The sequence below is a fragment of the Streptomyces sp. NPDC111516 genome (genome assembly GCF_055635345.1).
Map to the genome: position 1 here is coordinate 1,101,266 of NZ_JBVKBV010000001.1, position 18,999 is coordinate 1,120,264.

Consider the following 18,999-nt stretch of genomic DNA (forward strand, 5'->3'; position numbering starts at 1 on the left):
GCTACGGCTGCGGCGTCGCTGTGAGCATGCGGACCGCCGGAGCCTCCGGTACCGCGGGCACCGCTTCCTGCGGGGCGGCGGGCGGTGCGACGGTCGCCGAGGCGACGGCCGCCGGGTTGAGGTCCTTGTGCACGGCGCGGGCGACGGCCTGAATGGTGTTGATGCCGTCGTTCATCGTCTTGTTGTCCTGGGTGAGCACGGTGATCGCGTAGTCGTGCCCCTTGCCCGTGAAGGCGCCGATGCTGTGCACCCGCCAGCCGTGGGTGGCGCGCGGCAGCCAGCCGTTCTTGACCTGGACGGTCACCCCGGACGGCGCACCGGCGGGCGTGCCCCAGCGCTGGGAGGAGACGACCTTGCGCATCAGGCCCAGTTCGTACGCACGCGCGTTGTCGCTGAGTACGGAGTTCTTGGCGGTCAGCAGGGTCAGCAGGCGCTGCTCGTCCTGGGCGGTGATCTGAGTGAGCCCCCAGTAGCCACCGGAGCCAGGCACGGTGTGCGTCATCCCGGCGGCCTTCAGGAACGCCTTGACCTTGGTCACCCCGAGTTGCTTCCACAGGCTGGTGGTGGCGTTGTTGTCGGACTTGGTGATCATGGCGGTGGTGAGGTCTATCTCGCGCTGGGTGAGATAGCGGTTGTGCTTCTTGTTGTCCCAGAGGAGCGTGGCCAGCACGGTGGCCTTCACGACACTTGCGGAGTCGTACTTCGTCGTCGCCCGCAGGGAGCAGTTCGTCCTGGTGGTCCGGTCGTAGAGCGCGATGGCCGTCGTGGAGCTCCGCCCCTTGAGCGCGGCGGTGATGTCCTTCGACAGCTTGGCGGCCAGCCCCGTCTTGCCGGACGTGCAGCTCACGGTCGGCGTCGCAGCGGCGGCGGGCGCGGCGCCGAGCGCCACCGGTGCGAGCACGCCCGCGGCGAGCGCGACGGACAACGCGCCCCGCGCACGGCGGGTTATGTGGGATCCAGTCATGAGGTTTCCGTCCCTGAGTCATCTGTGCGGGCGCGCCCCCGGCACGCCCGACACACAAGACTCCCGGCGGACGGGAAAGTTGTACGAAACACGGGCCAATTGGCCAGGTTTTGACGGTCGGAGGCCCGGTGCCCCCGCACGACGTTCGCTGCGTCCGGGACCGGGGTAGTCAGTGCTGAAGCGGCCGGAGGAGCACCTCAGAGCCCCGCTGAGCAAGGCAGCCGACTACTTGATCGAGGCCCGCGGAAGGGTGCGGACCGCGGAAAGGCCGCCGCCGAACTGTTCCGTGCCATAGCGGACTTCATACCGCCCAACGGCAAACTCCCCGCCACTCTCGGGGAAGGAGAGAAGGGGGAGTTCACCAAGGGCTTCCATCAGCAGATGGCCGGGTACGCACCCGCACACGGCCGTCTGATGGCCTGACGCACGGGGACCGGCGCGGTCACAGGTGCGTCGGCTCGAACATCCTCAGCAGGGCCGGGAGCACGACCACCGAAGGGCCCGGCTCCGCCAGGGACTTCGCCAGGTCGTCGGCGAGCGTCTCGGGGGTCGTACGGACCGCCGGGACGCCGAAGGACTCGGCGAGGGCGACGAAGTCGGGGCGGGCGAGTTCGGTCGCCGTGGCCTCGCCGAAGGCGCCCGTCATGTACTCGCGCAGGATGCCGTAGCCGCCGTCGTCGACGATCAGCCAGGTGACCGGCAGGTCGTACTGGCGGGCCGTGGCCAGTTCCGCGATCGAGTACATCGCGCCGCCGTCGCCGGAGACCGCCAGGACCGGCTTCGTACGGTCGGCCGCCGCCGCGCCGAGGGCGGCCGGGAAGCCGTAGCCGAGGCCGCCCGCGCCCTGGGCCGAGTGCATCGTGTTCGGGCGGCGGGCGTCGAAGGCGGACCAGGCCCAGTAGGCGAGGATCGTCATGTCCCAGAAGCTGGGCGACGCGTCGGGCAGCGCCTCGCGGACCGCGGCGACGAGCTGCTGCTCCAGGGTGAGTTCCTGGCCGGCGATCCGTGTCCGTACCGCTTCGAGGACCGTACGGACCCGGTCCGGCGCCGACGGGTCCTCGCGGCGGTCGACCGCGTCGAGGAGGTCGGACAGGGCCTCGCGGGCGTCGGCGTGGATGCCGAGTGCGGGGTGGTTGGACTCCAGCTTGCCGGCGTCGGCCTCGATCTGGACGACCCGGCCGCGCGGGGCGAACGTGTGGTAGTTCGAGGAGAGTTCACCGAGCCCCGAGCCGACGACCAGCAGCACGTCGGCGGACTCCAGGAAGTCCGTCGTGTAGCGGTCCTCCAGCCAGGACTGGAGCGAGAGCGGGTGTTCCCACGGGAAGGCGCCCTTGCCGCCGAAGGTGGTGACGACCGGGGCGTCGATCTTCTCCGCGAGCGCGAGCAGTTTGCCGGACGCGTCGGACCGTACGACTCCGCCGCCCGCGATGATCGCCGGACGCTCGGCCCTGGACAGCAGATCGGCCGCGACGGCGGTCAGTTCGGGACGGGCGTGCAGGGCGCGAGGGGTGGCGTCCATCGCCGTGACGACGGGCAGGGTGGTCTCGGCGAGGAGTACGTCCTGCGGGATCTCGATCCAGACCGGGCCGTGCGGGGCGGTCAGCGCGGACTCCCAGGCGTCGGCGATCGCCGACGGGATCTGGGAAGCCGTACGGACGGTGTGGACCGACTTCACGACGTCGCGGAACGACGCCTTCTGGTCTCGGAGTTCATGCAGGTAGCCGTGGCGGCCACCGCCCAGGCCCGCGACCGGGATCTGGCTGGAGATGGCCAGCACGGGGGCGGAGGCGGCCGCCGCCTCCTGGAGTGCGGCGAGGGAGGTGAGCGCCCCGGGCCCGGTGGAGAGGAGCAGCGGTGCGACTTCGCCGGTGATGCGGCCGTACGCGTCGGCGGCGAAGCCCGCGTTGTTCTCGACGCGCAGGCCGATGTACGTCAGGGCCGAGCGGCGCAGCGCGTCGAACATGCCGAGCGCGTGCTGGCCGGGCAGGCCGAAGACGGTGGTCGCGCCGAGGCCCTGGAGGGTCTCGACGACGAGGTCGCCGCCGTTGCGCCCGGCAGGGGGGTTCAGAGCGGCCGTGATCTGCTCGGGGGTGAGCTGCGGCCGCTCGTCGTGGTGGTCGTGGCTCACTTCGTACGGGCCTCTGCGATCTGGCGGGACATGACCGTCGTCAGCTCGTACGCCGTGTGGGAGGCGGCGACGGAGGTGATCTCGGCGTGGTCGTACGCGGGGGCGACCTCGACCAGGTCGGCGGAGACCAGGTTGCAGGAGGACAGCCCGCGGACGATTTCGAGCAGCTCGCGGGAGGTCAGTCCGCCGGCCTCGGGGGTGCCGGTGCCGGGCGCGTGCGCCGGGTCCAGGACGTCGATGTCGATGGAGATGTAGAGCGGCCGGTCGCCGATGCGCTGACGGAGCTGGTCGGCGACCTCGTCGACACCTCGGCGCATGACGTCGGCGGAGGTGACGATGCCGAAGCCCATCTTCGCGTCGTCGTCCAGGTCCTGCTTGCCGTAGAGCGGGCCGCGGGTGCCGACGTGGGAGAGCGCGGAGGTGTCGAGGATGCCCTCCTCGACGGCGCGGCGGAACGGGGTGCCGTGGGTGTACTCGGCGCCGAAGTAGGTGTCCCAGGTGTCGAGGTGCGCGTCGAAGTGGAGCAGCGCGACCGGGCCGTGCTTCTTCGCGACGGAGCGCAGCAGCGGCAGCGCGATGGTGTGGTCGCCGCCGAGCGTCATCAGACGGGCGCCGGTGGAGAGGAGATCGTCGGCGGCGGCCTCGATCGTCTCCACGGCCTCGTTGATGTTGAACGGGTTCGCGGCGATGTCCCCGGCGTCGGCGACCTGTGCGAGGGCGAACGGGGAGGCGTCCTGCGCGGGGTTGTACGGGCGCAGCAGGCGCGACGCCTCACGGATCGCGTTGCCGCCGAAACGGGCGCCGGGCCGGTAGGAGACACCCGTATCGAAGGGCACGCCGACGACGGCGACATCGGCCGTGCCCACCTCGTCGAGGCGGGGCAGCCGGGCGAACGTCGCGGGTCCTGCGTACCGCGGGACGCGGGAGGAGTCGACGGGACCGCGCGGCGTTTCGTTGCTGCTCATGGGGGGCCTTTCTTTATGCGATGCGGGGTGACGCGGAGGTGGTACACGCTTTGTGAGCGTTCGTACGTTATTCGAGCGTGCGGGGGCGGAATCAAGCCCGTCCGGCGATTGAGGACAGGACTGAGCTCCTCTTACCCGGAGACCGGTTCCGGGGCGGCGGACTCCGCGGGCTCCGCGCCCCGGCCCGCCAACCGCTCGCGCCAGGTGGCCAGGATCGCCGCGTCGGTGGGCTTCGTCGCCAGGGAGACGATCACGTACGCCGCGAGCGAGGACAACAGCCCGTAGTAGACCGGTTCGTTGGCGAGAATTCCGTACCCCGCCATCAGGCCGATCACGGCGACGCCACCGACCGACACCGCGGCCAGCGCGCCCGTCGCGGTCCCGCGGCGCCACAGCAGACCGCCCAGGATCGGCACCAGCAGGCCACCGACGAGCAGGTTGTACGCGACGGTCAGGGCCTCGACCACATTGTTGAGCGCGATGGAGATGGCGATGACCGCGAGGCCCATGATGAGGATGAAGGCGCGGTTGCCCTTCACCTCGTCGTGTTCCTCGCCGCCGCCCCGCGACACGACGCCCCGCAGCCGGGACCAGATGTCGTTGTTGGCGACGGTGGCACAGGCGATCAGCGCCCCGGAGGACGTGGACATCACCGCGGCCAGTGCGGCAGCCAGCACCAGTCCCCTTACACCGACGGGCAGTTCGTCCTTGACGATGGTGGCGAACGCCGCGTCCGCACTGGACAGGTTCGGGTACATGACCTTGGCAGCGGTACCGATGACGGCGCCGGCGATGGCGTACACCAGACAGTACGTACCGGCGACCGTGCCGCCCCAGCGCGCCGTCCGGTCGCTCTTCGCGGTGAACACCCGCTGCCAGATGTCCTGGCCGATCAGCATGCCGAAGGTGTAGATCAGCACGTACGTGAAGATCGTCTCGCCGCCGATGCCCAGCGGGTCGAAGTACTCGGTGGGCAGCTTGGCCTTCATCTCGCTGAAGCCGCCCGCCTTGATCACCGCGATGGGCAGCAGGAGCAGCAGCACACCGATGGTCTTGACGACGAACTGCACCATGTCGGTGATGGTGATCGACCACATGCCGCCGAGGGTCGAGTACGCGACGACGATGGCGCCGCCGAGGATGATCGCGACGGTCCGGTTCATGTCGAAGAGGACGTCGAAGATGGTGGCGTACGCGATGGTCGAGGTGACCGCGAGCATCAGCGTGTACGCCCACATGACGACGCCGGAGATGAGCCCGGCCCTGCCGCCGTAGCGCAGGTCGAGCATCTCGGAGACGGTGTAGACCTTCAGCCGGGCGATGCGTGCCGAGAAGAAGACGGACAGGGCGAGCAGTCCGAGGCCGATGGTGAAGACCATCCAGGCGCCGGAGAGCCCGTACTGGTAGCCGAGGCCGACGCCGCCGATGGTGGAGGCACCGCCGAGAACGATGGCGGCCATCGTGCCGGAGTACATCCAGGGGCCGAGGCGGCGTCCGGCCACCAGGAATTCGCTCTTGGACTTGGCGCGGCGCATGCCCCACCAGCCCATGGCGAGCATGCCGGCCAGATAGACGATGATCACCGCGTAGTCGACAGCCATGGGCTTCCTCCGTTTCAGTCACGTGCGCACGTCGTTGTCGTATGTGGTGAAGACGGTAGGTGGCCCACAGGCGGCACTGAAGTGTAAGTTTCATCCATTCTTCGCATCTTCGATGGATGGACCGTCCATGCAGGACACCGCTACGGGGCTCACCCCGCCACCCACTCCCCCGATCCCTCTCACGGAGCTGCTCGCCCGCGAGGAGCTCGGGCTGCACCGGATCGCGGGTCCGGCCGAGGCGGAGCTGCTATGGGTGCACACCTCGGAGATGGCCGACCCGTACCCGTATCTGCTCGGCGGTGAGCTGCTGCTGAGCGCCGGGGTGCTGCTCAAGGATCCGGACGCCTATGTGGCCCGGCTGGTGGAGGCGGGGGCGGCGGCGCTCGGTTTCGGGGTGACGCCGGTGTTCGACACGGTGCCACGGGCCCTGATCGAGGCGTGCGACCGGCACGGTCTGCCCCTGGTGGAGGTGCCGCCCGAGACCCCGTTCACCGCGATCGCGCGGGCGGTGTGGCGGCTGATGGCCGAGGCCCGGCACCGCGAGCTGCGCCGGGTGAACCGCGCCCAGCAGGCTCTGGCCACGGCGGCGGCCCGGCCCGACCCGATCCCCACGGTGCTGCATCAGCTGGCGACCCAGCTGGAGGGCCGGGCGGTGCTGCTCTCCGCCGACGGCGAGGAGCTGCACGCGGCGGGCCGCCGCCCGGCCCCCGACGTCGGCGCGGCACTGGCGCGGCTCACCCGGGTGGTCTCCGCCGGACCGCGCCCCGCTCCGACGTCCGCGACCGACACGTTGCGGGAGGCGCACCTGTCCGCGTACGCACTGGGCGGCGGGCAGGGCCTCGTCCTGGCGCTGGCGACGGGCCGGCGCGAGGCGGGCGACCACACCGTCGCCGGTATCGCGGTCGTCCTGCTCTCCCTGCTGGCCGCTCCGCACCAGGGCGCCGACGCGGCGGGCCGGTCGGCCGCCCTCGTACGGCTGCTGCTGGGCGCGGACCCGCAGGACGTCGCCCCGCTGCTCGGCGGCGGCGATCAGTGGACGGTGGTGCACGCGCGCCGCAGCGGCGACGGCCCGGTCGACCCGCTCACCGCCGGTGCGCTGGGCGCATCCCTGGGCTCGGCCCTGGTCGACGCGGGCCGGGGTCGCGACGCCGTCCGGGTGCTGGTCCCCGGCGGCGACCGGATCACCCCGCAGCCCGGCTGGACACTCGGCGCCTCGGCCCCGGCGCCCATCACCGCGCTCGACCTCGCCGACGGCCAGGCGTCCCGCGCCCTGAGCCGCGCCGTGGCCACCCGCACCCCGCTGGCCCACCACCACACCGACGCAGGTCTCGGCCTGGCCGCCCTGATCCCCCCGGACCAGGCCGAGGCCCACGCCCGCGCCCTCCTCGCCCCGCTCGCCGAACCCCTGACCGAGACCCTGCGCTGCTGGCTGAGCCTGCACGGCAGCTGGGACCGCACGGCGACCGCCCTCCAGGTCCACCGCAACACGGTCCGCCAACGCATCGCCCGCTGCGCGACGCTCCTGGACGCGGACCTGGACGACATGGACGTACGGACGGAACTGTGGTTCGCGTTGCGGCAACGATGAGCCGTCGATACTCCTGACGCACCGGCACCACGACACCGGCCACCGCTTCGGAGGCCACCCCTGGCCGGCGTGCCGACGGCCGACCAGCTGCGCGGAGCCCTGACCAACGCCCTCCTGGGCTGTCGGGAATCCGGAAAGGGAAGAAAGTAGACATGAGCGACGGCGCCGAGGAGCTGGCCGAGACACAACGGCAGCACTGGCAGAACACCTACACCTCCCACCCGGGCATGTACGGCGAGGAGCCCTCCGCCCCCGCCGTCCACGCCGCCCGGGTCTTCCGGGCGGCCGGAGCGAAGGACGTGCTGGAGCTGGGCGCCGGGCACGGCCGCGACGCCCTCTGGCTCGCCCGCCAGGGATTCACCGTCCGGGCCACCGACTTCAGCCCCGTCGGCCTGGAACAGCTGCGCCGGGCCGCTCTGTCCCAGGACGTCGCCGAGCGGGTGACCACCACGGTCCACGATGTACGCGAGCCCTTGCCTCTGCCGGACGCGTGCGTGGACGCGGTCTTCGCGCACATGTTGCTGTGCATGGCCCTGTCCACCGAAGAGATCCACGGCCTCGTGCGCGAGGTCCGTCGCGTGCTGCGGCCCGGCGGAACCTTCGTCTATACCGTCCGGCACACCGGCGACGCCCATTACGGCGTCGGCACCGCCCACGGCGACGACATCCACGAACACGGAGGCTTCGCCGTGCATTTCTTCCCCCGCCATCTTGTCGACTCCCTCGCCGACGGCTGGACACTCGATGAGGTCCACGCCTTCGAGGAAGGCGACCTGCCCCGCCGCCTGTGGCGCATCACCCAGACCCTGCCCCGGTGAGCTCCGACCTGATGCCCCCGGCGGACATCACCGTTGACGGCACCGGACTGCTGTGCGTCACGCTTCTGCTGCGTCTTCGCAGGCAGATCGAGGGGGCGCCACCGGGCACCGTGGTGCACGTGATCGCGACGGATCCGGCCGCACCCCTCGACCTGCCGGCCTGGTGCCACATGGTCGGCCATGACTACCTGGGCCCGGTGCCCGGCGAGCGCCCCGTGTACGCGCTCCGGCTGACCGCAGACGCCCGGCCCACCCTCCCTGGCGCTCCCTGGCACCCGGTACCGACTCCATGAAGTGGTGTCTGCACGAAATACGAGGGCAACAACGCGCAGCTCGTGTCCGCACGCCGGACGGACCCAGCGTTTCGCCTGGCGTCAGCTCTACCGGGCATGCCTGGCGAGCATCACCGGCGGCCACGCCATCGTGTTCCACTGAGGTTTCCTCAGCGGTCATCATTTCCAGATGCTGTTGTGGACGAGGGCGGCGCGGGCGAGGTCGCCGATCCGGCTCGCGCCGCACCCGTCTGCCCACCACGACACCGGTACCGGAGGCGGCCTCGCCTACCTGATCCCTCCCTACCAGGCCGAGGCCCACGCCCGAGCCCTCCTCGCCCCGCTCACCGCGCTGCGGCAGCGGTGAGCGGTGGCGCGTCCGGAGGGAAAGGGGCGCAGCGACAGGGGCTTCTGTTCATTGACGACGGGTTCGCCATTCGGGGGCGAGGATCCCCCACATCTGCTTGTCGTGACGGGTGCCGCCGTAGGACCAGTACTCGCGCCGTACGCCTTCGAGCGTCATGCCGAGCCGCTTGGCCACTGCGGAGCTGCGCTCGTTGTCGGCTCGGCAGTGCCACTCGGCGCGATGCAGCCCCCGGGAGATGAAGGCCCAGTCCAGCAAAGCGCGGCACGCCTCTGTGACCAGGCCGTGGCCCTCGGCGGCCGGCTCCAGCCAGCAACCGATCTCGCACGATCCCGAGGCGGCGTCGAAGTCCACGAACATCACGCCGCCGACCAGCGTGCCGTCGAGCCGGATACCGAAGATCCGGGCACCGTCCCCGGCCTGACGCTCGGCGTAGCGGCGAAGCGTAGCCCGCGCCCCGTCGAGGTCGTCGGTGACGAACCCCGCCCCGACCCACGGCCGGATGTGCTCGCGGGCCCGGTCCAGGTGGGCGGCGAACTCCTCTGCATGCCATATCTCAAGCGGACCGAGGCGGGCGTTGTCCCGCAGCGGGAGGGAGAACATGATGACCTCACATTTACACAACAAGCGTTATGGTTATGTACCGTAGCAGCATGCCACGAACCAAGGGGGACCACGAGGCCCGTCGACGTGACGTCTCCGAGGCGGTCTGGCGGGTGTTGGCCGCGCACGGCTTCGGCGGACTGACCATGCGCGCCGTCGCCGCCCAGCTCGACGCGACCACCGGTCTGCTCACCCACTATTTCCCCACCAAACGCGACCTGGTTGCGTACGCACTCGACCTGCTCGAAGTGCGCAGCGCCTCCCGCCCCCGGCGCCCCGCCGGGAAAGGCCTGTCCGCCCTGAGGGCCGCGTTGCTGGACGTCCTGCCACTGACCGACGAGGCCACCGACAGCAACCGGATCTGGGTGTCCTCCTGGGACACCGCGCTCGCCGACCCCGAGGTGAGCGACGACTACGCCCGCAAGTACGCGCAGAGCCGCGACAAGCTGCGCGACCTCGTCGCCGCAGCCCAACAGCTCGGCGAACTGCCCCCCGGAGACCCGGCCCGCATCGCGGCCGGTGCCCAGTCCTTCGTGCTCGGCCTGGTGGTACAGGCTCTCTTCAACCCCCCGGCGTTCCCGCCCCACCGCCAGGCCGAGCTCCTTGACGACTACCTGGCCACGCTCTCCTCCCCACCCTCATCCGGTGGCGATCACGGGTGACTCCGGAGAGGTCCCGCCGCTCCGGACGTCCGGGGCGTCGCGTTCGCGGCCGGGGGCCTGAAGGCGAAGGCCACGACTTTCGGCGATCCTGTGCACGTCGCGCAGCGCCTCGCCCTGAGAGCCCCTGAACGCCCCGTCCCCGGCCCGCAGTACAAGCGGGCCGGGGACGGGGCTGTTCATGCCGCGCGGGCGTGCGGGCTGCCGTGTTACGCCGTCGTCGGCGCGGGAGTCTCGCCGGTACGGTCGACCGCTGCCTTGGTGAGGACCGCGGAGACGCCGACAACGGTTCCGGCCGGGCCGGCGTCGCCGGATTCGGTGAGGACCGTGCGCTCGCCGAGGAACGCGTACGTGGTCCGGTCGAAGACCCACTGCGTCTGCTGCCCGTGTGCCGTACGGGCGACGGCGACGCCCTCGCGTCCTGCGGCGTCGGTGGCCGCATCGATCACCGTGACTCCGGGGATCTTCGCGGCGGCCTTGTAGAGCGCGGCGCCGACCCTCGGGGGTGCCCAGGTCTCGGCCAGCAGGTCGCCGATCGCGGCGAATGCTCGCTGGTCCGGGTCCTGGCCTTGTCCGTGGGTCTCGTCCCGGATCAGCTTCAGCAGGGCGTCCGGGTCGGTGGGCAGCGACGCGACGTACGCGTGCGTCGGGTCGCTGATCGACGCGGCCTTCTTGTGCGGGGTGCGGAGCCGGGGTTCTGCCCCTCGGCTGTCGAGGTCGTAGACCGGTGCGTCGCCGCCGAGCGAGGAGTCGGGCTCGCCCTCCTCGCGCAGCAGGCCGGGCCGGCTGCCGTCGGCGGACAGCCACACCTGCCGCGTGTGCGCGGGAGGCATGGTCGCCTTGCCGCCCCCGGCGCTCTGCCCGACGTAGGCGACCTCGCTCTCGATGTACACGAACTGGTCGGCGCCGACCGTCGGTTGCTTCTTCCCGGCGGCCGCGAGTGCGATGCGGTCGAGGAGCTGTGCCGCTTCGGACGTGCCGGGAGCGCGACCACCCGTGACCGCGGTGGTGCCGTGCCCCGGCGTGTCCGCGAGGTTGACCGCCACGACACCGCCGACCGCCAGGGTGCAGGCGACGGCGGGCACCATGACCCGGACCAGACGCCGACGCGGGTGCGAGGCCCGGGAGTTGAGGCCGCCACGCGGTTCGGCGACGGCGGCCTCGCGCAGCAGGGTTTCCTTCAGCAGCAGTTCACGGTCGGGGTCCAGGCCGGGGACCGGCGGCGGGGGCAGCAGCGCGGTGAGCCCGGGGCGTTCGGCCTCTTCGGACCGGTGGTGCGTACGGCGCCGCGGGGTGATGTTCATCCGTGGTTCTCCTGGGTCAGCAACGGGGCCACGGGGCGGCCCGGCAGTGGCTTGGCGGGGGTGTTAGTGACGGGGGCTCTGTTTCCCGACGCGGGTGGCCGTTCGGTTCCGGCCCGTGTGTCGTGCGAGCGGGTGGCGCGGGCTTCGGCGTCGGTGAGCTCACGCAGTCGGGTACGGGCGCGGGACAGGCGCGACCGGACGGTGCCGACCGGCACGCCGAGCGCCTCGGCCGCTGCCGCGTAGTCCAGGCCGGCCCACACCACGAGGGTGAAGACCTCCCGGTCCCGGCGGCGCAGGCGGGTGAGAGCGGCGTGCGCGGCCCGCAATTGCTCGGTATCCGCGAGGTGCGTGACGAGATCGTCGGCGAAGTCCGGGATCGAGCCGCGTTCCGGGACACGGGCGAGCGCGACCTCGCGGCATCGGCGTGCGCGTGCGTTGCGGCGCATGATGTTGGTGGCGATGCCCAGCAGCCACGGCCGCAGACCGTCCCCGTCGGGGCGCAGCTTCTCCCGGCTGCGCCACGCCTCCAGGAAGGTCGACGAAACGACGTCCTCGGCCTCCGCCCAGTCGCCCGTCACCCGCAGGGCATAGCGGTACAGCACTTGGGCGTGCTCGTCGTACAGCTCTCCCAGGGAGTCGCGGTCTCCGCGGCGGAAACGATTCCTCATGAGTGGTTCCACACTCTGCCCTGCCGCGTCCGTTGCGCCGGTTCCGGTGACGTGCGCCACACGCCTGCCACTGCGGGGCCTCGTTCCCGTGTCCGTGTGACTCAGCTCACGGGAACGCCGACGCCCGGCAGCGCAGTGCAAGTCATGAACAGTTCTTCCGTACCCCGCCGGAGCGCGCTCCGGACACTCGCGCTCGCCGTCGCCCTGGTCGGCAGCACGATGCCCGCATGGAACGCCGCCGCCTTCGCCGCAGAGCCCGCGACGTACACCCTCACGATCACTCACCTCGACCGCACCGGGCACCGGACGGCGGACTACTCCACCCATGTCACCGGAATCTCCGGGCCGGGTGCCGACGAGGCCGTCCATCCGTACGACGCCTCCGGCACGACCACCGTGCGTCTGCCCAAGGGCCGCTACCTCCTGGACAGTGAGCTGGCCACCGGCAAGGAAGGGGACGGCACGGACTGGGTCGTCCAGCCACGCCTCGACCTCGACCGTGACACCACCATCACCGTCGACGCGCGGACCACCGCCCCCGTCGACGTACGGCCGCCCGACCGCTCCGCGGGTTTCCTGCACAGCGCGATGTTCGTCCAGGTCGAGCACGACGGCGCGGTCCGGAGCGCCAACCTGGTCAACGGCACACCGAACCTGCGCGTCGCGCACCTGGGCCCCGACAGCGAACCCGGATCGGTGAAGCAGTGGTTCGACTCCTACTGGACGACCGAGACCGCCGGCTACGCGCTCGGCCACACCTTCACCGGCAGCCGCGCCCTGACCGGGCTGGTCAGGCACCCCGCCGCGAAGGACCTGGCCACTGTGCAGATCCGCGGCACGGCCCGGCCGGGCACGGAGGGGAGGGCCACCGTCGACCTGCAACCCACTGCCGGACCGACCCTCGGTGTCACCCAGGCCCTGTCGACCCCCGCTACCGCCACCTACCTCGTGACGCCTGAACGCGGCACCTGGGACATCACCTACTGGGCCCCCACCGCGCCCGGCGCGGCATCGAACCGCTACAGCGCCAACGGCATCGCCGTGCGCGCCGGAAGCACGACCACCCACACCTTCGACAACGCCGTCTTCGGCCCCGATCTCACCGACCGCCCCGGCGTCGTGCGCAAGGGCAACCGGCTCGCCGTCGACGTTCCGCTGCTCGCCGACGGCGACGGCCACGTGCCGTCGTCACCGTCGTACGACACGGCGTCGACCACACTGCACCGCAACGGTGTGCTCGCCGGGACGAAGACCGGCACCCCCGGAAAGGCCGAGTTCGGCGTGGCGCCGGGGCGCGCGGCGTACCGGCTCACCAGCACGGTGAAGCGCGGGGGTGCACCCGGCGTCGCCACGCGGGTGACCACGTCGTGGACCTTCACCTCGGACACGACGAAGGGCCCGGTCCCCGTGCCGGTGAGTGCCGTGCGGTTCTCGCCCGAACTCAGCCCGACCGGCACCGCGGTGGCGAACGAGACGCTCCGTGTCCCGGTCACCGTGCTGGGCGCCGCCGCGAACGGACGCACACGCTCGGTGGCGGTCTCGGTATCCGTGGACGGCGGCACTTCGTGGACCCGGGTCCCGGTCGAGCGCGGCGCCGTCACGGTTCACAACCCGCGCGCGGGCACCGGCGTCTCTTTGCGCGCCGCACTGACCGACACCGATGGGAACACTCTCACCCAGACCGTCATCGACGCCTACCGCACCCAGTGACCCCGTGACGCCTGCCGCCATGGCCCCGTAGTCCGGGCAGGTGAACGGAGACCGTGTGCGCGCCGGGTGTACACAGGGGCGTCCCGAGCCGCGACGCACGCTTCGGGCGCCCCTCCCTCCGCCCTGGCTTCTGCGGTAACAGCCGTGCCAGGCTGACGATCACTAAGAGTATCCACCCCGTCACGCACAGGAAGGAAGGGGCTTCGCCATGAACCGCATCACCGCGCTCGCCGTCACCTCGATCGCCTTGGCCCTGGGGCTCGGCACCGGGCCCGCCGCGGCCGGAGCCGCCGAGAACGCCGGTACCGGGAACGCCGCCGTCGAGAGCGCCCGGGCTTCCTACAGCTGCAGCCCCGGCTACTTCTGTATCTACAGCGACTGGAACGGGGGTGGCACCCGCTGCCAGTGGTCGGACAAGAAGCGGGCGAATACCGCCGACGACTGCTCGTTCATCCAGCGGGGCAAGAACGTCCGCTCGGTCTGGAACGCGACCGGGCATCGCGTGCAGTACTACACCAAGACCAACTACAACTCGCGGGTCGGATCCACCGCCGCCGGACACGGCGGCAACCTCCAGGGGAACTACCAGATCCGGTCCTTCAAGCCCCAGTGAGGAGCGCGCGATGAGCCCTTCCCGGCCGGTGGCCGGGAAGGGCTCATCGGCGTCCGCGGCCGGACCGTCGCAGCGGGCGTGCTGAGCATCACCCTGGACAGCGCCGATGACTGCCGGGTAACTTTTGACCAGAACTGAGCAAGCGCTTAGCCAGCCTGGCCGAAGCTCGCCCGAAGCCGATCGAAGCTGACCAAGGAGGCACCCCGTGCGCCGTACGGTATTCAACGAGGACCACGAGGCGTTCCGGGAGACCATCCGCGCCTTCATCGAGGCCGAGGTCGCCCCCGTCTACGACGAGTGGTTCGCGGCCGGCCAGGTGCCCCGCGACTTCTACTACAAGCTCGCCGAGCTGGGCATATTCGGCATCGAGGTGCCGGAGGAGTACGGCGGCGCCGGGGTCGAGTCGTTCAAGTTCGAGGCGATCATCTCCGAGGAGTGCGCCCGCGCGGCCGTCAACTTCGGCGGCTCCGGCGTGCACGTCCTGCTCTGCCTGCCGTACATCAAGGCGTACGCCACCGAGGAGCAGAAGAAGCGCTGGCTGCCGGACTTCGTCAGCGGCAGGACGATGTACGCCATCGCCATGACCGAGCCGGGCACCGGTTCCGACCTGGCCGGCATGAAGACCACCGCCAAGCTCTCCGAGGACGGTACGCACTACATCCTCAACGGAGCCAAGACGTTCATCACCGGCGGCGTCCACGCCGACCGGGTCATCGTCTGCGCCCGCACGGACGCGCCCAAGGCTGACGACCGGCGGCACGGCATCTCCCTCCTCGTCGTCGACACCAAGGCCGAGGGCTACTCGGTCGGCCGCAAGCTCGACAAGCTGGGGCTGCGCACCTCCGACACCGCCGAGCTGGCGTTCGTCGACGTCAAGGTGCCGGTCGAGGACCTCCTCGGCGAGGAGAACAAGGGCTTCTCCTACCTCGGCCAGAATCTGCCGCAGGAGCGCCTCGGCATCGCCGTCGGCGCGTACGCCCAGGCCAAGGCCGCCGTCCGGTTCGCCCAGAGTTACGTGCAGGACCGCACCGTCTTCGGCAAGACCGTCGCGTCGTTCCAGAACACCAAGTTCGAACTGGCCGCCTGCCAGGCCGAGGTGGACGCCGCCGAGGCCGTCTGCGACCGCGCCATCGAGGCCCACGACGCCGGGGAGCTGACCGCCGCCGAGGCCGCCTCCGCGAAGCTGTTCTGCACCGAGGTCGCGCACCGCGTCATCGACCGCTGCCTCCAGCTGCACGGCGGCTACGGCTACATGAACGAGTACCCGATCGCCCGTCTGTACGCCGACAACCGGGTCAACCGCATCTACGGCGGCACCAGCGAGGTCATGAAGTCGATCATCGCCAAGTCCATGGGCCTGTAGAGCGGTTACGTTCTCCCCATGAGCTCAGCACTTGATTCCCTGCTCGATCTGCTCGACCTGGAGCAGATCGAGCAGGACATCTTCCGGGGCACGAGCCGTTCGGCGATCGTGCCCCGCGTCTTCGGCGGCCAGGTCGCCGCCCAGGCCCTGGTCGCCGCGGGCCGTACCGTCCCCGCCCACAGCACGGCCCACTCCCTGCACTCCTACTTCCTGCGGATGGGCGACCCCGGCGCGCCGATCGTCTACAGCGTCGACCGCATCCGCGACGGCCGCTCCTTCACCACCCGCCGGGTCGTCGCCGTCCAGCACGGCCAGCCGATCTTCCACCTCTCGGCGTCCTTCCAGACGCACGAGGAGGGCCTGGAGCACCAGGCGGCCATGCCGCCCGCCCCGGACCCCGAGACGCTGCCCACGGCCGCGCAGATGCTGCCGCGGTACGCGGACCGCTTCAGCGAGCCGGGCATCCTGGACCGGATGATCGAGGCACGGGCCGCGGTCGACCTGCGGTACGTCGACGCGCCGCCCTTCGGCACGGTGGGCGAGCCGCGCGAGCCCCGCTCCCAGGTGTGGTTCCGCACCAACGGCAAGCTCGCCGACGACCCGCTGCTGCACGTCTGCATGGCGACGTACGTCTCCGACATGACGCTGCTCGACTCGGTGCTCCTCGCCCACGGGCGCGGCGGCTGGACGGTCGGCGACGTGGTCGGGGCGAGCCTGGACCACGCGATGTGGTTCCACCGGCCGTTCCGGGCCGACGAATGGCTGCTGTACGACCAGGAGTCGCCGTCCGCGTCCGGCGGGCGGGGGCTCGGCCAGGCCCGCATCTACACGCAGGACGGACGGTTGGCGATCACCGTGATCCAGGAGGGCGTGGTCCGCGTCCCCCGGGACTGACCCGTCGCCCCCGACACGCCCCGTCGTCGTCAGATCAGCCCCGCCGCGTCCAGCAGATAGTCCGTCAGCGGGTCGTAGAACCGCGGGTCCAGCACGTGGTCGTCCAGCGGTACGGCCACCTGGAGCGTCCCCTCCGCCTCGCCGAGGAAGAGCGCCGGGTCGTTGCAGTCCGCGTACCCCACCGCGTCCAGCCCGCGCTGCGCCGCGCACCCGGCCCATCCGTGGTCGGCGACCACCAGGTCCGGCAGCGGCCGGCCCTCCCGCTCCAGACCGTCCAGGATCGCGGCCATCGGGGCGGGCGAGTGCGTGTGCCAGAGCGTCGCGCCGCGTTCCTGCACCGCCACGTCCGCGAACTGGAACACCATGCCCTCGTCGGCCACCAGCCCCGAGGGGATCCGTACGATCTCGCACCCGGCGGCCCGCAGCGCCTGCGCGGTCTGCCGGTGCACGTCGAGGAGCCCGCCCGGGTGCCCGGTCGCGAACAGCACGCGCTGCGCGCCCGCCGCCGCCTTGCGCAGCCGCGCCGCCATCCGCTCCAGGGCGTCGACCGTCAGCTCCGGGTCGATGGTGTCCTGCCCGAACCGGTGCTCCGGGTCGTCGCTCACACCGCACCGCTCGGCCATCACGGCCAGCACGTCCTGCTCGTCGCGCCACCGGTCCCCGAGCTCCAGACCCAGCCAGTAGTGGCGGTCGCCGTTGGCGAGCTTGCGGTAGTGGGAGAGGTTGTTGTCGCGGGGGGTGGCGACGTCTCCGGCGATGCGCGTACGGACGAGGTGTTCCACGAGGGCGGCACGGCTGGGTATCGGCATGAACCCATTGTGCCGTCAGGTGTGCGCAGTGTGCCGGGTGTCTTGTACGGCGGACCGGCCGGCCGATCAGGGAAGCCGGGTCGAGTAGGTGATCTTCTTGAGGTGGTAGTACTTGGCGACGCAACCTCCCGGCCACACCCTCTTGCCGTGGTCACCGAACGGCTCCCCCATCCCGCTGACCGACACCGGTGTGTACGGAAGCACCTGGGCGCCGCGCGCCGCCTGTTCCCTCAGCCACCGGTCCTGCCGGTCCCAGCGCTGGGCGCGCACGTCCATCTTCCGCTCCAGTTGGAGCAGCGGGACGGCAAGGCCGGCGCAGACCACGGCGCATACGGCTCCGGCGGCCACCGCCGCCGTCGCACGGATCCCCCACCGGACGGTGCGCAGCGCCCGTCCCAGCAGGGCGCCGATGCCGACCAGGAGCAGCACGTACAGCAGGAGGAAGTCGCCCCAGATGCGCGACGCGTAACGCACGCTCGACCCGAAGGCGGGGTAGGCGACGACGATGCAGAGGTAGCCGGAGACCAGGAAGGCGAAGAATCCGACAATGACCGGAAGGAAGGGCCTGCGGCGCAGGGACCCCGCCGGCGCGTCGCTTCCCTGCTCCCCGCCGCCGCGCACCAGCAGTCCCAGCAGTACGCCGACGGCGACCGCTCCCACGTACTGCCAGGTCGTGAAGATCGTCCCCAGGATGTGCGCGAACGCCCGCAGTGCCGTGGTCAGTGCCTCCGGCCCGAACATGGAGGCGCCGTCGGCGCCGAACCGTTCACGGCGGGCGCGTGCGCCGGGCGACAGGTACAGGATGGCCGTCCCGACCGCGACCCCGGCGAAGGCCACGGCGCACCAGATACGCGTGTGGGTCCGGCCGGGACCGGGAAGGGCCCAGCAGCTGATCAACAGGACGGCGGCGATCATGGTGAACACGACGACCGACGTCTCCTCCGACAGGGTGCCGATGAAGATCCCGGCCAGGTACGCGACACCCAGCGCGAGGGCGCGTCCCCACCAGGTCCGCGCGCGCAGCAGGGGGATCAGTGCGGCGCAGGCCAGCACCGGTGAGACGGTGTGCGAGACGGAGGAGGCGGGCCAGTAGAACGTCTTGTACGGGTTGGGCGTCGCGAGGAAGAAGATCGCCGCCGTCATCGCGCTCACCAGCAGCGCGAGCCCGCGCGGCCCGGTCAGCCCGGCCCTCTTGAGCACGGAGGCGATGAGCGCCCAGAGGATGCCCAGCATGAGCACCCCACTGACCAGGGCGAACCACTGATGGCCCGCGACGCCGAAGGCCCCGTACGCGACGACGAGCAGCGCGTTGGCGATACGTCCGTTGTCGTGGAGGAAGAACTTCGCGATCATCCCGGCGGCGCCCTCGTCCCGTACGACCGGGAGGAAGCACCAGTCGTCCCCTCCCGGACGGACCAGGCGGCCGATCCAGAAGGCCGCGCCGAGCAGGGCGAGCGGCAGCAGGGTGAGGGCCATCGTCCAGATCGTCGCCCACCGCCGCCCCCGGCCCGGGCGGGCTTCCGGCCGATGGGAGTCCGCGCTCTGCGGCTGTGTGCCGACGGCCTCCGAGGTATCGGCGGATTTCGACGTGTCAGCGGATTTCGACATGTCTGCGGTCATGTGCACTGGGTGTCCTTCGTACGGTGCTCGCGTCTTGCCCGCCGAGAGGTTCGGGC

Annotated in this window: 18 protein-coding genes; 9 read left to right on the top strand and 9 right to left on the bottom strand. The window is 71.2% G+C overall.

Translation table 11 applies throughout. The annotated features are described in order from the left end of the window. Window position 1: 1 nt before the first annotated feature. The 4 genes from ACZ7L9_RS05080 to ACZ7L9_RS05095 all read right to left on the bottom strand — a co-directional run bounded on the left by ACZ7L9_RS05080 (window position 2) and on the right by ACZ7L9_RS05095 (window position 5,658). Window positions 2–964 carry a serine hydrolase gene (locus tag ACZ7L9_RS05080; RefSeq protein ID WP_471412575.1) on the bottom strand — a complete coding sequence of 321 codons (963 nt, stop codon included), beginning with the start codon at window positions 962–964 and terminating at the stop codon, window positions 2–4. Window positions 965–1,406: 442 nt separating this feature from the next. Continuing rightward, on the bottom strand, window positions 1,407–3,092 hold the full coding sequence (locus ACZ7L9_RS05085; RefSeq protein ID WP_471412576.1) for a thiamine pyrophosphate-binding protein: 1,686 nt from the start codon (window positions 3,090–3,092) through the stop codon (window positions 1,407–1,409). Beyond that, the gene (gene speB / locus ACZ7L9_RS05090) at window positions 3,089–4,057 is read right to left on the bottom strand and encodes an agmatinase (protein WP_406381580.1); all 969 of its coding nucleotides are present in this window, start codon (window positions 4,055–4,057) and stop codon (window positions 3,089–3,091) included. The genes ACZ7L9_RS05085 and speB overlap by 4 nt, the downstream gene beginning before the upstream one ends. A gap of 131 nt (window positions 4,058–4,188) precedes the next feature. Continuing rightward, window positions 4,189–5,658 (bottom strand): sodium:solute symporter family protein, encoded by a 1,470-nt coding sequence (locus tag ACZ7L9_RS05095; RefSeq protein WP_471412577.1) that lies wholly within the window; start codon window positions 5,656–5,658, stop codon window positions 4,189–4,191. 127 nt (window positions 5,659–5,785) lie between these two features. On the opposite strand from ACZ7L9_RS05095, the gene ACZ7L9_RS05100 reads away from it, so the two are divergent. From ACZ7L9_RS05100 to ACZ7L9_RS05115, 4 genes are all read left to right on the top strand, one after another. Further along, window positions 5,786–7,246 carry a PucR family transcriptional regulator ligand-binding domain-containing protein gene (locus ACZ7L9_RS05100; RefSeq protein WP_471412578.1) on the top strand — a complete coding sequence of 487 codons (1,461 nt, stop codon included), beginning with the start codon at window positions 5,786–5,788 and terminating at the stop codon, window positions 7,244–7,246. 152 nt (window positions 7,247–7,398) lie between these two features. After that, window positions 7,399–8,064 (top strand): class I SAM-dependent methyltransferase, encoded by a 666-nt coding sequence (locus tag ACZ7L9_RS05105; protein WP_471412580.1) that lies wholly within the window; start codon window positions 7,399–7,401, stop codon window positions 8,062–8,064. Window positions 8,065–8,075: 11 nt separating this feature from the next. Next, entirely contained in the window at window positions 8,076–8,357 is a 282-nt protein-coding gene (locus tag ACZ7L9_RS05110; RefSeq protein WP_471412793.1) for a sulfurtransferase TusA family protein, read from the top strand. Between the two features lie 169 nt (window positions 8,358–8,526). Continuing rightward, on the top strand, window positions 8,527–8,703 hold the full coding sequence (locus tag ACZ7L9_RS05115) for a hypothetical protein (RefSeq protein ID WP_471412582.1): 177 nt from the start codon (window positions 8,527–8,529) through the stop codon (window positions 8,701–8,703). Window positions 8,704–8,751: 48 nt separating this feature from the next. Here the strand turns inward: ACZ7L9_RS05115 and ACZ7L9_RS05120 are convergent, their stop codons facing one another. After that, window positions 8,752–9,303: a GNAT family N-acetyltransferase gene (locus ACZ7L9_RS05120; protein WP_471412583.1), complete on the bottom strand. Its 552-nt coding sequence runs from the start codon at window positions 9,301–9,303 to the stop codon at window positions 8,752–8,754. 50 nt (window positions 9,304–9,353) lie between these two features. Between ACZ7L9_RS05120 and ACZ7L9_RS05125 the strand changes: the two genes are divergently transcribed. Then, the gene (locus ACZ7L9_RS05125) at window positions 9,354–9,965 is read left to right on the top strand and encodes a TetR/AcrR family transcriptional regulator (RefSeq protein WP_471412585.1); all 612 of its coding nucleotides are present in this window, start codon (window positions 9,354–9,356) and stop codon (window positions 9,963–9,965) included. Between the two features lie 206 nt (window positions 9,966–10,171). On the opposite strand, the gene ACZ7L9_RS05130 is transcribed toward ACZ7L9_RS05125, so the two are convergent. Beyond that, window positions 10,172–11,266 (bottom strand): CU044_5270 family protein, encoded by a 1,095-nt coding sequence (locus tag ACZ7L9_RS05130; RefSeq protein WP_471412586.1) that lies wholly within the window; start codon window positions 11,264–11,266, stop codon window positions 10,172–10,174. Continuing rightward, window positions 11,263–11,934, bottom strand: coding sequence for an RNA polymerase sigma factor (locus ACZ7L9_RS05135; protein WP_471412588.1), 672 nt, complete (start codon window positions 11,932–11,934; stop codon window positions 11,263–11,265). The genes ACZ7L9_RS05130 and ACZ7L9_RS05135 overlap by 4 nt, the downstream gene beginning before the upstream one ends. Window positions 11,935–12,078: 144 nt before the next feature. Between ACZ7L9_RS05135 and ACZ7L9_RS05140 the strand changes: the two genes are divergently transcribed. From ACZ7L9_RS05140 to tesB, 4 genes are all read left to right on the top strand, one after another. Beyond that, entirely contained in the window at window positions 12,079–13,644 is a 1,566-nt protein-coding gene (locus ACZ7L9_RS05140) for a serine protease (RefSeq protein WP_471412590.1), read from the top strand. A 208-nt stretch (window positions 13,645–13,852) separates the two neighbouring features. Continuing rightward, complete coding sequence (locus ACZ7L9_RS05145) at window positions 13,853–14,257, top strand: peptidase inhibitor family I36 protein (RefSeq protein WP_471412592.1); 405 nt, start codon at window positions 13,853–13,855, stop codon at window positions 14,255–14,257. A gap of 205 nt (window positions 14,258–14,462) precedes the next feature. After that, window positions 14,463–15,620, top strand: coding sequence for an acyl-CoA dehydrogenase family protein (locus ACZ7L9_RS05150; protein WP_471412593.1), 1,158 nt, complete (start codon window positions 14,463–14,465; stop codon window positions 15,618–15,620). 18 nt (window positions 15,621–15,638) lie between these two features. Further along, the gene (gene tesB / locus ACZ7L9_RS05155) at window positions 15,639–16,514 is read left to right on the top strand and encodes an acyl-CoA thioesterase II (protein WP_471412594.1); all 876 of its coding nucleotides are present in this window, start codon (window positions 15,639–15,641) and stop codon (window positions 16,512–16,514) included. 29 nt (window positions 16,515–16,543) lie between these two features. Here the strand turns inward: tesB and ACZ7L9_RS05160 are convergent, their stop codons facing one another. Together ACZ7L9_RS05160 and ACZ7L9_RS05165 are read right to left on the bottom strand one after the other, a co-directional pair. Beyond that, window positions 16,544–17,323, bottom strand: a complete 780-nt coding sequence (locus tag ACZ7L9_RS05160; protein ID WP_189274199.1) for a phosphatase — start codon at window positions 17,321–17,323, stop codon at window positions 16,544–16,546. A 66-nt stretch (window positions 17,324–17,389) separates the two neighbouring features. Beyond that, a complete protein-coding gene (locus ACZ7L9_RS05165; protein ID WP_471412596.1) occupies window positions 17,390–18,943 on the bottom strand; it encodes a DUF6056 family protein in 1,554 nt (517 codons plus the stop codon). Window positions 18,944–18,999 lie beyond the last annotated feature (56 nt).

Excerpts from the sequence above, each read along its gene's own strand:
- ACZ7L9_RS05080 (WP_471412575.1), bottom strand. The coding sequence starts at position 964 with ATGACTGGATCCCACATAACCCGCCGTGCGCGGGGCGCGTTGTCCGTC.
- speB (WP_406381580.1), bottom strand. The coding sequence starts at position 4,057 with ATGAGCAGCAACGAAACGCCGCGCGGTCCCGTCGACTCCTCCCGCGTC.
- ACZ7L9_RS05095 (WP_471412577.1), bottom strand. The coding sequence starts at position 5,658 with ATGGCTGTCGACTACGCGGTGATCATCGTCTATCTGGCCGGCATGCTC.
- ACZ7L9_RS05100 (WP_471412578.1), top strand. The coding sequence starts at position 5,786 with ATGCAGGACACCGCTACGGGGCTCACCCCGCCACCCACTCCCCCGATC.
- ACZ7L9_RS05105 (WP_471412580.1), top strand. The coding sequence starts at position 7,399 with ATGAGCGACGGCGCCGAGGAGCTGGCCGAGACACAACGGCAGCACTGG.
- ACZ7L9_RS05110 (WP_471412793.1), top strand. The coding sequence starts at position 8,076 with ATGCCCCCGGCGGACATCACCGTTGACGGCACCGGACTGCTGTGCGTC.
- ACZ7L9_RS05115 (WP_471412582.1), top strand. The coding sequence starts at position 8,527 with ATGCTGTTGTGGACGAGGGCGGCGCGGGCGAGGTCGCCGATCCGGCTC.
- ACZ7L9_RS05120 (WP_471412583.1), bottom strand. The coding sequence starts at position 9,303 with ATGTTCTCCCTCCCGCTGCGGGACAACGCCCGCCTCGGTCCGCTTGAG.
- ACZ7L9_RS05125 (WP_471412585.1), top strand. The coding sequence starts at position 9,354 with ATGCCACGAACCAAGGGGGACCACGAGGCCCGTCGACGTGACGTCTCC.
- ACZ7L9_RS05130 (WP_471412586.1), bottom strand. The coding sequence starts at position 11,266 with ATGAACATCACCCCGCGGCGCCGTACGCACCACCGGTCCGAAGAGGCC.
- ACZ7L9_RS05135 (WP_471412588.1), bottom strand. The coding sequence starts at position 11,934 with ATGAGGAATCGTTTCCGCCGCGGAGACCGCGACTCCCTGGGAGAGCTG.
- ACZ7L9_RS05140 (WP_471412590.1), top strand. The coding sequence starts at position 12,079 with ATGAACAGTTCTTCCGTACCCCGCCGGAGCGCGCTCCGGACACTCGCG.
- ACZ7L9_RS05145 (WP_471412592.1), top strand. The coding sequence starts at position 13,853 with ATGAACCGCATCACCGCGCTCGCCGTCACCTCGATCGCCTTGGCCCTG.
- tesB (WP_471412594.1), top strand. The coding sequence starts at position 15,639 with ATGAGCTCAGCACTTGATTCCCTGCTCGATCTGCTCGACCTGGAGCAG.
- ACZ7L9_RS05160 (WP_189274199.1), bottom strand. The coding sequence starts at position 17,323 with ATGCCGATACCCAGCCGTGCCGCCCTCGTGGAACACCTCGTCCGTACG.
- ACZ7L9_RS05165 (WP_471412596.1), bottom strand. The coding sequence starts at position 18,943 with ATGACCGCAGACATGTCGAAATCCGCTGACACGTCGAAATCCGCCGAT.